We start from the raw sequence: 15,384 nt of genomic DNA on the forward strand, positions 1-15,384 counted from the left end.
TCGGCCTCCTCATTCCGCGGGGCCGAAGCGTTTGCGTGTCAGTGCCAGAACCATACCCATGCCGAACCCGAGAGCGAGCAGCGAAGAGCCGCCGTAGGAGATGAACGGCAGGGTCATGCCCTTGGTCGGCATAAGATGCAAGGACGAACCCATGTTGATCGCCGCCTGAAGCCCGAACTGGATCAGAAGACCGGCGGCGGCCAGCAGGACGAAATAATTGTTGTCGTTGAAGACACGGGCGAACCCGCGCAGAACGACGAAGGCGAACAGAACCACCAAGCCCAGGCAGAAGATCAGGCCCAGCTCCTCGCCTGCGACCGCGAAGATGAAGTCGGCATGGCTGTCGGGCAGATAGAACTTCACCGTGCCCTGTCCGGGGCCGGTGCCCATCAGCCCGCCGTTGGCGAAGGCCTCCAGCGAGCGGTTGACCTGATAGTTGTCGCCGGCATGCGGATCGAGGAAGCGGTTGATGCGGCTGGTGACGTGCGGCAGCGTGTAATAGGCGCCGACCAGCCCGACCACGCCCAGCCCGCCGAGCCCCATCACCAGCACCAGGTTCAGACCGGCCAGGAAGAACTGGGTGAACCAGACGGCGGAGACGACGAAGGTCATGCCCAGGTCGGGCTGAAGGATCAGGCCGGCCATGGTGAGGCCGTAAAGCGCCATCGACACCAGCGCGCCGGGGAAGCCGGGGTTGGTGCGCGACAGCGAGAACAGCCAGGCGGCGACCACGGCGAAGGCCGGCTTCACGAACTCCGACGGCTGGATCGACAGGCCGGGGACATGGATCCAGCGGCGGGCACCCTTGATCTCCACGCCCACCACCAGCGTGGCATAGACCAGCGCCACCGAGATCAGGAACACCGCCAGCGCCACCCGCCGCACGCCGCGCGGGCTGAGCAGAGAAACGCCGACCATGATGACGATCGCGGGGATCAGCATCATCACGTGGCGTTCGACGAAATAGAAGGTGTCCTGGATGCCGATGCGCTCGGCCACCGGCGGGCTGGCCGCGGTGATCAGGACGGTGCCGAGGAACATCAGCAGGGCGACGGCGCCCAGCTGCCAGCGGTCGACGGTCCACCACCAGCGGCCGAAGATCGATTGGTCGGTACGGTCGAAGGTGATCATGCAACGCCCCCGCTGGTGCCGTCACCGGTGCTCTCATGCGCCGCGACGATGTTCGCGACATAGACCGCGAAGGCTTCGCCGCGCTTCTCGAAATTGGCAAACTGGTCCCATGACGCGCAAGCTGGGGACAGCAGCACGCAAGCGCCCTCCAGCCGTTCCGCCAGGGCCAGTCCGGCCGCCTTCGCGGTCGCAACATCCAGCGTTCCACAGCGTGTATAAGCAACACCCTGCGCGTCTAGCCATGCGGCGAATTGTTCCTGTGCCTCGCCGATCAGGAAGGCGTGGCGGACGCGGCCCATATAGCGTTCCAGACCGTTCAGCCCGGTGTCCTTGGCCTGTCCGCCGAGGATCCAGTAGATCGGGTCGAACGTCGCCAGCGCCTTTTCGGTGGCGTCGGCGTTGGTCGCCTTGCTGTCGTTGACGAAGCGCACCCCGTCCAGCGTGCCGACCAGCTGCTGCCGGTGGGCGAGGCCGGGGAAGGTCGCCATCGCCGCGACGATGGCCGGCACCGGCAGGCCGGCGGCCTTGCAGGTGGCGAAGGCGGCGGCGGCGTTCTGCCAGTTATGGGCGCCCAGCAGGCTGGGCAGGCCCGACAGCTCCACGACCCGAACCGCCTCGCCGTCGGTGTCGTCGACCAGCCAGCCGTCGGCGGCATAGACGCCGCCCGCCACCGGCCCCTGGGCGGAGATCGGCCAGATGCGCTGGTCGCCGGCGGTGGCGAGGTCGGCGTGGATCTTGCGGCAATGCTCGTCGTCCACCCCGATCACCGCGGTGCGCGGCCAGGTCTGGCGGTGGAAGATCAGCTTTTTGGCGGCGATGTACCCCTCCATCCCGCCATGGCGGGCGAGGTGGTCGGGCGTGATGTTCAGCAGGACCGCGATGTCGAAAGTGATCGAGTGGGTCAGCTCCAGCTGATAGCTCGACATCTCCAGCACGCAGGTGCCGCCCGACCCGATCGGATCGAAGGTCAGCACCGGCGTGCCCAGATTGCCGCCCACCGCGGCTTTGCGGCCGGCGGCAGCCAGGATGTGGCCGATCAGGGTGGTGGTGGTCGATTTGCCGTTGGTGCCGGTGATGCCGATGAAGGCGCAGTCGCGCTCCGCCCGGCCCAGCAGCTCGATGTCGCAGATAAGCTCGATCCCCAGCGTGCAGGCGCGCTCGGCCACCGGATGCGGCTTGGGGTGGGTGTGGGGGATGCCGGGCGACCAGACGATGGTGGTCAGGTCCGACAGGTCGGCGCTGGCGAGATCGACCACGGCGAAGCCCTCGGCCTCCGCCGCGGTGCGGGAGGCGGGATTGTCGTCCCACACCCGCACCTCGGCCCCGCTGTCGCGGAGCGCGCGGGCGGTGGCGAGGCCGGACTTGCCCAGCCCCATCACCGCGACGGGCAGCTCCTGCATGTAGAACAGGTCGATCATCGCCGGTGCCCCCCTCAGCGCAGCTTCAGCGTGGACAGGCCGACCAGCGCCAGGATCGAGGCGATGATCCAGAAGCGGATCACCACGGTCGGTTCCGCCCAGCCCTTCTTCTCGAAGTGATGGTGCAGCGGCGCCATGCGGAACACCCGCTTGCCGGTCAGCTTGAAGGAGGCGACCTGCACGATCACCGACACCGTCTCCAGCACGAACAGGCCGCCGATGATGGCCAGCACGATCTCATGCTTGGTCACCACGCTGACCGCACCCAAGGCACCGCCCAGCGACAGCGACCCGGTGTCGCCCATGAAGACCATGGCCGGCGGGGCGTTGTACCATAGGAAGCCCAGCCCGGCGCCGACCAGCGCGCCGCAGAACACCGCCAGCTCGCCCGAGCCCGGCACATGGTGGATCTGGAGATAGTTGGCGAAGATTGCGTTGCCCGACAGGTAGGAGATCAGGCCGAAGCAGCCGGCGGCGATCATCGTCGGCACGATGGCAAGCCCGTCCAGCCCGTCGGTCAGGTTCACCGAGTTCGAGGCGCCGACCATGATGAAGGCGCCGAAGGGCACGAAGAACCAGGACAGCTGGACCAGGAAATCCTTGACGAAGGGCACCGCCACGCCGCCCGACAGCGGCGGTGCCGACACCCACATGATGAGCGCCGAGGCGACCAGCCCGATTGTGATCTCCCAGCCCAGGCGGAAGCGGCCGGACAGCCCCTTGGTGTTGCGCTTGGTCAGCTTCAGGTAGTCGTCGCCGAAGCCGATCAGGCCGTAGCCGATGGTCACCAGCAGGACGATCCAGATATAGGCGTTGGTCAGGTCGGCCCACAGCAGGGTGCTGACCGTCATGGCAATCAGGATCATCAGGCCGCCCATGGTGGGCGTGCCCTTCTTCTTGAAATGGCTCTCCGGGCCGTCGGCGCGGATGGGCTGGCCTTCGCCCTGCTTGCGCTTCAGCCAGGCGATCAGGCGCGGAAAGAAGACGAAGCTGATGACCAGCGACGTGATCACGGCACCACCGGTCCGGAAGGTCAGGTACCGGAACAGGTTGAACGGCGAAAAGACGTCGGCCAGACCGAAGAGGAGGTTGTAGAGCATTTGGGTCCGTCAGCCTCGCGGGGCCTGCGCGGATTGCGCGGCCGCCTGCGGCTGGTTGGTGGTTCGGGAGGCGGCTTTGTCCTCGCTTTCGCGCCCGCTGTCGAGTGCCGCGAGCGCATCGACGATCAGACCTGTACGACTGCCCAGGGACCCCTTGACCATGATGACGTCGCCGCCCTTTACGGTCCCGGTGACGATGGGGGCCAGCTCCACGCTGGTTTCGGTCCAGGCGCCGCGCATCGCCGCCGGCAGGCGGTCGAACAGCGTCTTCATATGCGGCCCACAGGCATAGACGGCGTCGACATGGGCGTTGCGCAGCGGCTCGGCCAAACCGATGTGCAGCGCGTCGGCGCGCGCGCCCAGCTCCCGCATGTCGCCCAGCACGGCGATGCGCCGGCCGCCGGCACCGGGGTCGATCTTGCCCAGCACCTCCAGCGTCGCCGTCATTGCGGCGGGGCTGGCGTTGTAGCTCTCATCGATCAGGGTGAAGGCGCCCTGCGGCAGCTGGATGCGCTTGCGGGTGCCGCGCCCCTTGACCGGCGGCAGGCTGGACAGCGACCGGGCGGCGGCGGCGACATCGGCGCCCAGCGCCTTCACCGCCAGCAGCACCGCCAGACTGTTCATCACCCAGTGCCGGCCCGGCTGCGACAGGCAATACTGCACCCGTTCGCCGCGGATCAGCGCGGTCACCGCGCTGCAGGTCGCATGCAGCGAGCAGTCGACCAGCCGGGCGTCGGCCTCGTCATGGGCGCCGAAGCTCCAGATGTCGGTCAGCCCCTGGCGGCGGGCGGCGGCGGCCAGCCGGCCATACTGTCCGTTGTCGCGGTTCAGCACGGCGATGCCGCCGGCATCCATCCCCTCGAAGATCTCGGCCTTGGCATCGGCGATGGCCTCGACGCCGGAGAAGAACTCCAGATGCACCGCCTCGATGGTGGTGATGACGGCGACATGCGGCTTGACCTGCCGCGACAGCGGCCCGAGTTCGCCGGCATGGTTCATCCCCAGCTCGAACACGCCATAGCTGCTGTCGGCAGGCAGGCGGGCAAGCGACAGCGGCACGCCCCAATGGTTGTTCAGGCTGCCTTCGTTGGCGTAGGTCGCCCCTTGCGCCGACAGGACATGGCGCAAGGTCTCCTTGGTCCCGGTCTTGCCGACGGAGCCGGTGACGCCGACGAAGCGTGCGCCGCAACGCGCCCGCGCCACCACGCCCAGCGCCGCCATCGACTCTAGCGTGTCGGCCGGGGCGAGCAGCAGCGGTGCGCCTTCCGGGAGATTATCCGGCAGATGGTCGACCATCGCAGCGGCGGCACCGGCGGCCAGCGCGGCGCCAACGAAGGCGTGCCCGTCGAAATTCGGCCCGCGGATGGCGACGAACAGGTCGCCCACCGCCACCTTGCGGCTGTCGATGGCGACGCCGGTCGCGGTCCAGGCGGACGGGCCGGCCAAACGCCCGCCGGTAGCGGCCGCCGCCTCATCCGCTGTCCAAAGGACCGTCCTGTCCCCGCTCATGCTCCAACCTCCGCTACGGCTTTCCGGGCCTCGTCCGCATCGTCGAACGGATGCACCTCGGTGCCGATCGTTTGTCCCTGTTCGTGGCCCTTGCCGGCGATGACCAGTACGTCGCCGGGCTGAAGCTGCCGCACCGCGGTGCGGATCGCTTCGGCCCGGTCTCCGATCTCCTCCAGCCGGCCGGCCAGATCCCCGGTGGCCCCAGCCAGCACCTGACCCCGCACGAAGGCGGGATCCTCGGTCCGCGGGTTGTCGTCGGTGACGATGGCGCGGTCGGCCAGTCTAGCCGCCAGAGCTCCCATCACCGGCCGCTTGCTGCGATCGCGGTCGCCCCCACAGCCGAACACCGTCACCAGATGGCGCGCGGCATGCGACCTCAGCGCCAGAAGCACCGTTTCCAGCGCGTCCGGCGTGTGGGCGAAATCGACGTAGACCGCCGCCCCGTTGGGATGGGTCGCGACATGCTGCAACCGGCCCGGTACGCCTTCCAGCGAGGAAAGGCTGTCCAGCGCCCGCCCGGCGTCACCGCCGGATCCGATGACCAGTCCCAGCGCGCAGAGCACGTTCCAGGCCTGGAACCGACCTGCCAGCGGCAGGTCGACCGTCACGTCGCGGCCGAGCACAGACAGGGAAAGGCGCTGGCCATGGGCCAGCGGCTCAACCCCGGTCACCCGAAGCTCGGTGCCGGCCAGACCATAGGACAGGACCCGGTGGCCGCGGTCGTTACAAATGGTGGCAAAATGTTGAAATTCCGGAGAGTCGGCGTTCAGTACCGCCACGGCCCCCGTCGGCAGGACGCGGTCGAACAGCATCGCCTTGGCGTCGCGGTACGCCTCCATGGTGCCGTGATAGTCCAGATGGTCCAGCGTCAGGTTGGTGAAGCCGGCGGCCTTGATCGCCACCCCGTCCAGCCGGAACTGCTCCAGCCCATGGCTCGACGCCTCCATCGCCAGATGCTCGATGCCGGCATCCTTGGCGGCGGCGAGATCACGGTGAAGCGACACCGGATCGGGCGTCGTCATTCCGCCATAGCCGTGCAGGCCGGGGCCGAGCAGGCCCAGCGTGCCCAGGCTGCCGGCGGGCAGGCCGAGGCGCGTCCAAATCTGGGCGGCGAACTGGACGGTGGAGGTCTTGCCGTTGGTGCCGGTCACCGCCACCACCGTCTCCGGCTGGCGCCCGCCATGGAAGGCGGCGGCCATGAGCGCGAAGGCGAGGCGGGGCTGCGGGTCGGTCAGCAGGAGGGCGGTGGAACCGGCTGGCAGTTCAGTGCCCTCGGGCGCCAGCACGGCGGCGGCGCCCCTGGCGAGCGCGTCGGCGATGAAGGCGCGGCCATCGGCCTTCACGCCGGGCAGTGCAGCAAAGACAAAGCCGGGCTTGACCGCCCGGCTGTCGGCGGTCAGCCCGGCGATGTTGGGGTCGGCGACGCCGCGGGTGGCGTCAGCGCGGCTTGGTCTGAGTTGGGAAAGACGCAACGGTGCTTCCCTTCGCGGGGGGTGGAGCGGTGACGGGCGGCAGCGACTGCTGCCAGTTGGTGGAACCGGCGGCGTTCAGGTAGGTGGAGTTCAGGATCTCCGGCGTGTTCTCGTCCACCATCGGCACATTCAGCAGCGGGCCGATCTGCTTGACGATGCGGCCCACCGCCGGGGCGGCGACCCAGCCGCCGGTGGCGTAGCCGTAAGTCTTCTTCGTCGCCTGCGGTTCGTCGACCAGCACATAGACGATGTAGCGCGGATCATTCATCGGGAAGGCGCCCAGGAACGACGACATGCGCGAGTTCTTCTGGTAATGCTTGCCCTTTTGCTTGTCCGCCGTGCCGGTTTTTCCGCCGACGACATAGCCCTTCACTTCCGCCGATTTGCCGGTACCCTCGGTGACGACGAAGCGGAACATGCGTCGCATCATGTCGGAGGTCTGGCGCGACACCACCTGCTCGGTCGGAATCTCGCCGTCGGGCTGGCGCTTCAGCAGCGTCGGCTTGTGGAAGAGGCCGCCGTTGATGACGGACGCGGCGGCGGCCACCGTGTGCATCGGGCTGACGGAGATGCCGTGGCCGAAGGAGATGGTGTAGCTGTTGACCTCGCGCCACGGGTTGGGCACCAGCGGCCAGCCGCTTTCCGGCAGCTCCAGCCCGGTGGGCTTGGTGAAGCCCATCTTGGTCATGAAGGCCTTCTGCGCCGCCACGCCCACCTGCTGCACCATGCGCACCGAGCCGAGGTTGGAGGAGTGCTGGAACACTTCCGCCACCGTCAGCGCGCGGTGCAGGTTGTGGTAGTCGTTGATGGTGAAGCGGCCGATCTTGACCGGGTGCGCCGCGTCGAACATGTCCGACACCCGGATCTTGCCGGTGTCGAATGCCAACGCAGAGTTGAAGATCTTGAAAGTCGAACCCATCTCGTACACGCCGAGCGTAGCCCGGTTGAACAGCGTGTCCGGGACCAGGCCGGTCGGATCCTGCGGGTCGAAATCGGGCAGCGAGACCATCGACAGCACTTCGCCGTTGCGCACGTCGAAGACGATGCCGGCGGCGCCGATGGCGCTGAATTCCTGCACCGTGGCGGCCAGCTCCTTCTTCAGGACATGCTGCAACCGCAGGTCGATGGACAGCTGAAGCGGCGTGCCGGGCTCCTCGGTCAGCCGCTTGTTGAAGCCCTGCTCCATGCCGGCAAGGCCGTTGTTGTCGATGCCGGTGAAGCCGACGATGTGCGAGGTCAGCGGGCCGGCCGGATAGAAGCGGCGCTCCTCCCGCTCGAACGCGACGCCGGGGATGCCGAGGCGGTGGACGGCGGCCTGCTGCTTCGGCGTCAGGTTGCGCTTCAGCCAGACGAAGCGGCGGTCGCCGCTCAGCTTGCCGAGGACGTCCTTGTAATCCAGGTCGGGCAGGGCGCCGACCAGCTTCTGCGCGGCCTCTTCCGGGCGCGAGACCAGCTTGGGGTCGGCATAGAGCGACTGGGTGACCAGTGAGGTCGCCAGCAGGTTGCCGTTGCGGTCGGTGATGTCGGCGCGGTTGGTGGTGGTGTCGCCCACCTCGAGCGCGACATGCTGGCGCGGCTCGCCGCCGCCGGCGAGCAGCGTGGCCATCGCCAGCTTGACGCTGATGGCGGTGAAGACGGTCGTGACCACGGCAGCCGTCACCATCAGGCGGTAACGGCTCTGCTCCAGCGCGACCGCCAGCGAGGTCCGCGGCTTGGCGGACGGCTGCGGGGCCGGCTGGGGAAAGGGCGAGGGTGCCGGCGGCGGCACATAGGTGCTGCCGGTGCTGGCTCCCGGCTGGCCGTAGCCGGCCGGGCCGCCGTGGTCGTGACCGATCATCGATTGGCCCCCAGGCGCGCAACGAGCAGCCCGAGGCTGTCGGTCGGCTTGGGCTGATAGGGCTGCTGCGCGGCCGGAGCCGCGGCGGCAACCTTAGGTGCCGGCGCCGGGATCGGGCGGGAGGCCAGTTCGGTCGGGCGCGCGGTCGGGGCGTTGGGTGCCAGCTTGCCGGCGGCGGCCGGCGCAGCCGGAGTCGCCGACTTCTCGGTAGGCACACGGGCGGAGCCGGGCACCAGGGCGGCCGGCTTGATCCGGTTGGCGCGGGACGGGTCGGCAAGGGCAGCGCCGGAGGGCAGGGATGCCGGCACGACGACAGGCGCGCGTTCCAGCGCCTTTTCCATCGGCAGCGGCTTCGCCAACCCGACCGGCGCGCTGACCGGAACGATTCCGGCAGCGGCGTTGTTGTTGGGAGCGGCGGGCACGCGGGCGGCGGCCAGCTGGGAATTGCCGGTGCCGGGCGCGCGGACCATCGGCGGCAGCGGAGCGCCGGGCATGGCCTTGCCGGGCAGGGCCTGGGCCGGCGGCGGGACCGCGTCGGCCGGGCGCATCGGGATCATGTCCATCGCCATGTACTGGCGCGGCTCGGTCGGCTGCAGCGTCAGATAGGCCTGGGCCATCTGCTCCAGCTTGGTGGGGTCGTTCAGGTAGCTCCATTCAGCCTTCAGGACCTGGATCGACTCCTGTTCCAGAATGATCTTGCGGTTCAGCCCGGCGAGCTTCTCCTCAAGATCCTGGACGTCGTAGCTGGTCTGGAACAGCACGCCACCGGCGGCCGCGATCAGGCCACCCCAGAACAGCCAGGTCTTGCCTTTCATGCTGCCTCCTTGCCGGACGCCGGGAACGCGGGCGCCTCGGTACGTTCAGCCGCGCGCAGCCGGGCGGACCGGGCGCGGGGATTGTTACGGGCTTCGGCCTCGCTCGGGTCCACGGGTTTCCGGGAGAGCAGGCGGAAGGATGGGTGATGCGCCGCGACCGCGGTCACGGGCGTGTGGCGGGACGGGGAGGGCGGCGGCGAAGAGCGTTCCCGCAGGAACGCCTTGACCTCGCGGTCCTCCAGCGAATGGAAGGAGACGACGGCGAGACGCCCGCCGGGCGCCAGCAGCGACTCGGCGGCGGACAGGCCGCGCCGCAGTTCGCCCAACTCGTCGTTCACATGGATGCGCAGCGCCTGGAAGGTGCGGGTGGCCGGGTCGATCCCGTCGCCCTTCCCCTTCGGCACGACCGAGCGGATGATGTCGGCCAGCCGGGCCGTGCGCTCGATCGGCGCCTCGCGGCGGGCGGCGACGATGGCGCGGGCGACGCGGCGCGCCATCCGCTCTTCGCCCAGGTGGTAGACGATGTCGGCCAGATCCGATTCGTCGGCGGTGTTGACCACGTCGGCGGCGGTCGGCCCATCCCGTCCCATCCGCATGTCGAGCGGGCCGTCGAAGCGGAAGGAGAACCCGCGCTCCGGCTCGTCGATCTGGGGGGAGGAGACGCCGACGTCGAGCGCCACGCCGTCGACCGTCCCGACTCCATGGTCGGCGAGCAGCCGGTCCATATCGCCGAATCGGCCCTCGATCACCTCCAGCCGTCCGGGGAACTCCTGGGCAAGCGCATGGCCGCGCTCGATCGCGGCGGGGTCGCGGTCGATGCCGATCACGCGGCAGGAGGCCGATTGCAGCAGGGCGCGGCTGTAGCCGCCGGCGCCGAAAGTGCCGTCCACATAGAGGCCGCCGTCGCGCGGAGACAGCGCGGCGATCACCTCGTCCAGCAGGACGGGAATGTGGATGCGGGTGTCGGTCATCAGGCGCCCTCCCCGCTCCGGCTGGCGGCGCCGCGGGACGCCTTGGCCACGATCTGGCTGAGGGAGATGTCTTTGCGCACGACCTGTTCGCGCAGTGCCGCCTCGTGGGCTTTCAAGGCGTTGGGTTCCCAGATTTGAAAGGTTTTGCGGCGGCCGATGAAGGCGGCCTCTTCGGTGATGCCGGCGAACTCCGCCAGCTCCTTGGGCAGGACGATGCGGCCTTCGGCGTCGGAGGAGACGGGGATCAGCTTTCCGAAGATGAAGGTCTCGATCATGTCGCGCTCGTCGGCATCGAGGTCGGGGGATTCGAGGCTTTCGGAGAGGACGTCGAGATAGTCCTGGTCGGCGCCTTCCAGCGCCTGGTGATTCAGCGAGGGCCAGAGATAGACGGTGCTGGGAGCCGACGTCTTGGCAAGCGACTGCCTGAACTGTGCCGGGATGGACACACGCCCTTTCCTGTCAACTTTGTTGACGTATGTGGACAGGAAAACGGCCATAGGCCCGGCGATCCCCCCTGCTATCCCCCGTGCGCGGTCGGGTGCTCCGCGCTAGCCCCGCTTGGCCCATTCAGCTCCCGCCCCCGGTGTTAACCAGAATGGGTAAGAGCCCCCCTTAAATGGGCGTTCTTGGGATAGCATGGGACGGCATGGGCGTCAACGCTCCCCCGAGTATTCAGACGGGGGTGTCAAGACTTTTGGGTCATACAGTGGCATCCGGGCAAGTTGGTGTACGAAATCTCAGAATCTTCGCAGTATTCCGCTGGACTCTCGCGATGCGCATGGAGTTATCCACACAGGTTCTTCGAACGTTCCAAAATTTTAAGAAAATGCTATATACGCATGGTTTGTCTCACCGTGGAATCGACCCCCTCGGACGGCATAGAACCTTGGGTGGGAAACAAAGGTTCGGCATGGGACAGCATGGGAAATTGCCCCACAGTTATCCACCGGCTGTGGATTAGTCTGGGGAAAATGTGGATGTGACCGTGCACATCCTGGGGATGACGGCGGAAAAGCCCGGCGGACTGCGGGGTGCCGGGGGAGGGGCGGTCGCATCCACCCTGTGGATGACATCGCAGACCGCTCCTCTGCCACCCGCCTGCCGCCCACGCCGTCCCATGTCCGCCCGTCGAAAGGAAACGAGCGAGGGCAAACGGGAGCCGCCATGGGATCGGCCGCCCCTATGGGGAGCCGATTTGGGACGGGCTGGGCAAAAGAGGTGGGAAAGTGCCAGATGGCCTGTAAGCCGGGTTCTGTATCCCGCCCCGAGGGGCAGGCGATGGCCATTCGTCTGGGACGCCGGTTGCCCGGACGCCTCGCGCGACCAACCCGAGCGGCGGCGCGGAAACGCGCTTGACCCACGCCCGTCCCGTTGCGGGGACGGTGGTCGGGCCGCTCCTATTCGGTCTTGCTCCCGGTGGGGTTTACCGTGCCGTCCCCGTTGCCGGGTCCGCGGTGCGCTCTTACCGCACCCTTTCACCCTTACCTGCGTCGAAACGCCGGCGGTTTGCTTTCTGTGGCACTTTCCCTAGGGTCGCCCCCGCCGGCCGTTAGCCGGCACCGTGTTTCCGTGGAGCCCGGACTTTCCTCCCCCGGTCGAAACCGAAGGCGGCCATCCGGCCATCTGGCGCGGTCGTTCATATAGGGAAGCGGCCGTGGGGGCAAACCCCAAATCGCGGGCTCCGACCGTTACCGTCCGGTCAGTCGCAGCAAAGCGCGCAGGCGGCGCACCGTCTCAGGGTCGGGAAGGCCCGTCAGGCAGTCGGGATTGAAGTGGCGCTGGAAGGCCAGCAGCGCCCTCGGCTCTGCCGGGTCGTACCCATAGCGTCCCAGCAGTGCGGCGACCTCCCCTGTGTCGGCGGGGCCGTCGTCGGCCTGGGACGGCGTGGGCCAGAGCCCGATCCCGTGGGCGGCAAGGCCCGGCCAATCGAACAGCTCGCCCGGATCCTCCTTGCGGGCGGGGGCCACGTCGCTGTGGCCCAGCACATCGGCGCCGGCGATGCCATGCCGGGCGACGATGCCGAGGCAAAGCTCGGCGACCGCGGCCATCTGCACCGGCGGGAAGGGCCGGTAGCCGAACTCGTGGCCGGGATTGACGATCTCCACGCCGATGGAGCGGCTGTTGACGTCCCCCGCTCCGCGCCAGCTCGACCGGCCGGCATGCCAGGCCCGCCGGTCCTCCGGCACATGGGCATAGACGGTGCCGTCCTCGTCCACCGTGTAATGGGCGCTGACCTGGGATGCCGGGTCGCACAGACGCTCCAGCGCATGGGCGGCGGTGAGCATGCCGGTGTAATGCAGGATCAGCAGTTCCACCCCCGCACCGTCGGCACGCGGGCCGTGGTTGGGGGAGGGGAGGTCGATCCGGCGGAAGCGGCTCATGTCGGCATCAGGTCGGGTTGGTGACGGTCTCGCTGACGGTGCGCGGACGGCGCTTCACGATCACCGCAACGCCGCCGATGGTCAACAGCCCGCCGATGGCGAGGTTGATCGTCACCGGGTCGCCCATCAGCAGCACGCCGCTGGCGACGCCGAAGACCGGCACGGTCAACAGATAGGGCATGGTCTGGTTGACGGAATAGCGTCCCAGCAACGGATACCACAGCCCGTAGGCGATGATGGTGACGGCGATGGCCATATAAGCGATGGACGCCCAGCCGACCCAGGTCGAATTCGCCAGCGCCGCCATCTGTCCATGCTCCGTCAGCAGCGACAGGACCAGCAACTGCGGCATGGCGAACAGTGCCATCCAGCCGTTGACGGCGAAACCGTTCACCGCCCCGATCAACTTCATCTGCACGCTCGCCACCGCAAAGGCAAAGCTCGCGGCCAGGATCAGCAGCAGCGAATGGAGCGACTCGCCCAGCCGCGGCTCTCCGGCGATCACCGCCACGCCGGCGAAGGCGGCGGCCATGCCGATGCCGCGGCGCCAGCCCAGCTTGTCCTTGAACACCAGCGCCGCCAGCAGGGAGGAGAATGGCACCTGCACCTGTGCCGCCAGCGAAGCGGTGGCGGCATCGATCCCTTTGAGTCCGCTGAACATCATCGGGAAATGGATGCTGCCCAGCGTCACCGACAGCAGCGCGATCTTCCACAGCTTGTCGCGCGGCACGCGGAAGAAGGGGATGATCAGCACCGCCACCAGGGCGAAGCGCAGGAACATCACGAACAGCGGCGGAAATTCGGCCAGCGCCCATTTCGCCACCACGAAGTTCAGCCCCCACAGCGCCATCACCACCAGCGCCTGGAGCGTGTGGGCAAAACTCATGCCCGCCCGCCTTCCAACTCCTCGCGCATCGCCTCCAGCTCCAGCCAGCGCTCCTCCGCCGCGGCCAGCGCCGCCTGCTTGGCGTGCAGCTGCTCGCTGGTCTTCTGGAACTTGGCGGGATCGCGGGTGAACAGGTCGGGATCGGCCAGCGCCTTCTCCAGCTTGGCGATCTCGCCCCCCAGACTGTCCATGCGGGTGGGCAGCTCGTCCAGCTCGCGCTGGTCCTTGTAGCTCAGCTTGCCGCGTGGCTTGGCCGCGGCGGCCGGTGCCTGGGCGGCCGGCTTCGGCTTGGCGGATGCTGCGGCGGGAGCCGCCTTGGCCGGACGCTGCACCAGATAGTCGGAATAGCCGCCGGCATATTCGGTGGCGGTGCCGTCGCCCTCCAGCGCGATGGTGGCGGTCACCAGCCGGTCGAGGAAGTCACGGTCGTGGCTGACCAGCAGCAACGTGCCCTGATAGTCGCCGAGCACATCCTCCAGCAGATCCAGCGTGTCCATGTCGAGGTCGTTGGTCGGCTCGTCGAGGATCATCATGTTGCTGGGCTTGGCGAACAGCCGGGCCAGCAGCAACCGGTTGCGCTCGCCGCCCGACAGCGCCTTGACCGGGCTGTCCAGCTGCCGGGTGTCGAACAGGAAATCCTTCATGTAACCGGCGACATGGCGCGACACGCCGTTGACCACCACCGCGTCGCCGCCGAAGGGGCACAGCACCTTGCGGATGGTGTCCTCCGGGTTCAGCCCCTCGCGCCGCTGGTCGAAATAGGCGGTGTCGAGGTTGGTGCCCAGCTTCACCGTGCCCTCGTCGGGATCGAGCTGGCCGGTCAGCATCTTCAGCAAGGTGGACTTGCCTGCGCCGTTCGGCCCGATCAGGCCGACCCGGTCACCGCGCAGGATCCGGGTGGAGAAGTTGCTCACGATGGTCTTGCGGCCGTCGGGCGTGTCGAAGCCCTTGGAGATGGCGGTCGCCTCGATCACCAGCCGGCCGCCGCGCTCGGCCTCGGCGATGGCGAGCTTGGCCTGCTGGCCGCCCTTGATCTGCTCCGCCCGCCCGGCCCGCAGGTCCAGCAGGTTGCGGACACGCCCCATGTTGCGGGTGCGCCGGGCGGAAATGCCCTCGCGCAGCCACTTCATCTCGCTCTCGATCTTGCGGTCCAGCTTGTGGGCGGCCGCCTCCTCCGACTCGAACACCTCGGCCTGCCAGGTCTCGAAGTCGGAGAAGCCGCGGTCGGTGGCGCGCACCGTGCCGCGGTCGAGCCACAGCGTCCGCTTGGCCAGCCGGTTCAGGAAGGCGCGGTCGTGGCTGATCAGCAGCAGGCCGCCACGGAAGGACAGCAGCTCCTCTTCCAGCCACTCGATGGTGGGGAGGTCGAGATGGTTGGTCGGTTCGTCCAGCAGCATGACGTCGGGGTTGCCGACCAGCGTGCGGGCCAGCGCGGTGCGGCGCGATTCGCCGCCGGACAGGGTGCGCGGATCGAGGTTGCCGTCCACCTGGAGCCGGTCGAGCACGGCGTCGACACGGTGCGCCTCGTCCTGTTCGTCGGCGGGCAGGCCCTGCACGACATAGTCCTGGACGGTGGCGCAGCCGGTGAAGTCCGGCTCCTGCGGCAGATAGGCGAGGCGGGCGCCCGGCTGGACGAAGACGGTGCCGCCGTCGGGTTGGATCATCCCGGCCAGCACCTTCATCAGCGTCGACTTGCCCGACCCATTGCGTCCGACCAGACAGGCGCGGTCGCCGCGGCCGATGGACAGGTCGATGCCGTCGAACAGCGGACGGCCGCCGAAGGTGACGGAGACGCCCTGGAGCGCCGTGATGGGTGCGGGAGGAGCCATGGACCGTTCGTGCGCCGGAAAATCGAGGGAAGGGG

The 15,384-nt window shown here is 68.3% G+C and carries 12 protein-coding genes and 1 other RNA gene; all 13 read right to left on the reverse strand.

Annotated features, from left to right (window positions below; translation table 11 throughout):
* Positions 1-9 precede the first annotated feature (9 nt).
* The 13 genes from TSH64_RS09595 to TSH64_RS09655 all read right to left on the reverse strand — a co-directional run bounded on the left by TSH64_RS09595 (position 10) and on the right by TSH64_RS09655 (position 15,349).
* Positions 10-1,131: a putative peptidoglycan glycosyltransferase FtsW gene (locus TSH64_RS09595; protein WP_109096545.1), complete on the reverse strand. Its 1,122-nt coding sequence runs from the start codon at positions 1,129-1,131 to the stop codon at positions 10-12.
* Entirely contained in the window at positions 1,128-2,549 is a 1,422-nt protein-coding gene (murD, locus tag TSH64_RS09600; protein WP_109096546.1) for a UDP-N-acetylmuramoyl-L-alanine--D-glutamate ligase, read from the reverse strand. Before murD ends, TSH64_RS09595 begins: the two co-directional genes overlap by 4 nt.
* 14 nt (positions 2,550-2,563) lie before the next feature.
* Positions 2,564-3,649 (reverse strand): phospho-N-acetylmuramoyl-pentapeptide-transferase, encoded by a 1,086-nt coding sequence (mraY, locus tag TSH64_RS09605; RefSeq protein ID WP_109096547.1) that lies wholly within the window; start codon positions 3,647-3,649, stop codon positions 2,564-2,566.
* 9 nt (positions 3,650-3,658) lie between these two features.
* The gene (locus tag TSH64_RS09610; protein WP_109096548.1) at positions 3,659-5,158 is read right to left on the reverse strand and encodes a UDP-N-acetylmuramoylalanyl-D-glutamyl-2,6-diaminopimelate--D-alanyl-D-alanine ligase; all 1,500 of its coding nucleotides are present in this window, start codon (positions 5,156-5,158) and stop codon (positions 3,659-3,661) included.
* Positions 5,155-6,630 (reverse strand): UDP-N-acetylmuramoyl-L-alanyl-D-glutamate--2,6-diaminopimelate ligase, encoded by a 1,476-nt coding sequence (locus tag TSH64_RS09615; protein ID WP_109096549.1) that lies wholly within the window; start codon positions 6,628-6,630, stop codon positions 5,155-5,157. Before TSH64_RS09615 ends, TSH64_RS09610 begins: the two co-directional genes overlap by 4 nt.
* Positions 6,596-8,467: a penicillin-binding protein 2 gene (locus tag TSH64_RS09620; RefSeq protein ID WP_109096550.1), complete on the reverse strand. Its 1,872-nt coding sequence runs from the start codon at positions 8,465-8,467 to the stop codon at positions 6,596-6,598. Before TSH64_RS09620 ends, TSH64_RS09615 begins: the two co-directional genes overlap by 35 nt.
* Positions 8,464-9,282 carry a hypothetical protein gene (locus TSH64_RS09625; RefSeq protein WP_109096551.1) on the reverse strand — a complete coding sequence of 273 codons (819 nt, stop codon included), beginning with the start codon at positions 9,280-9,282 and terminating at the stop codon, positions 8,464-8,466. The genes TSH64_RS09620 and TSH64_RS09625 overlap by 4 nt, the downstream gene beginning before the upstream one ends.
* Positions 9,279-10,253, reverse strand: coding sequence for a 16S rRNA (cytosine(1402)-N(4))-methyltransferase RsmH (gene rsmH / locus TSH64_RS09630; RefSeq protein ID WP_109096552.1), 975 nt, complete (start codon positions 10,251-10,253; stop codon positions 9,279-9,281). The genes TSH64_RS09625 and rsmH overlap by 4 nt, the downstream gene beginning before the upstream one ends.
* Positions 10,253-10,699 carry an MraZ family transcriptional regulator gene (locus TSH64_RS09635; RefSeq protein ID WP_244592763.1) on the reverse strand — a complete coding sequence of 149 codons (447 nt, stop codon included), beginning with the start codon at positions 10,697-10,699 and terminating at the stop codon, positions 10,253-10,255. Before TSH64_RS09635 ends, rsmH begins: the two co-directional genes overlap by 1 nt.
* A gap of 779 nt (positions 10,700-11,478) precedes the next feature.
* Positions 11,479-11,880, reverse strand: an RNA gene (rnpB, locus tag TSH64_RS09640) — RNase P RNA component class A.
* A gap of 61 nt (positions 11,881-11,941) precedes the next feature.
* On the reverse strand, positions 11,942-12,634 hold the full coding sequence (locus tag TSH64_RS09645) for an N-acetylmuramoyl-L-alanine amidase (RefSeq protein ID WP_109096553.1): 693 nt from the start codon (positions 12,632-12,634) through the stop codon (positions 11,942-11,944).
* A gap of 7 nt (positions 12,635-12,641) precedes the next feature.
* Positions 12,642-13,520, reverse strand: a complete 879-nt coding sequence (locus TSH64_RS09650; RefSeq protein WP_109096554.1) for an EamA family transporter — start codon at positions 13,518-13,520, stop codon at positions 12,642-12,644.
* The gene (locus TSH64_RS09655; protein ID WP_109096555.1) at positions 13,517-15,349 is read right to left on the reverse strand and encodes an ATP-binding cassette domain-containing protein; all 1,833 of its coding nucleotides are present in this window, start codon (positions 15,347-15,349) and stop codon (positions 13,517-13,519) included. Before TSH64_RS09655 ends, TSH64_RS09650 begins: the two co-directional genes overlap by 4 nt.
* Between the last annotated feature and the right edge of the window lie 35 nt (positions 15,350-15,384).

Source organism: Azospirillum sp. TSH64, from assembly GCF_003116035.1.
GTDB lineage: Bacteria > Pseudomonadota > Alphaproteobacteria > Azospirillales > Azospirillaceae > Azospirillum.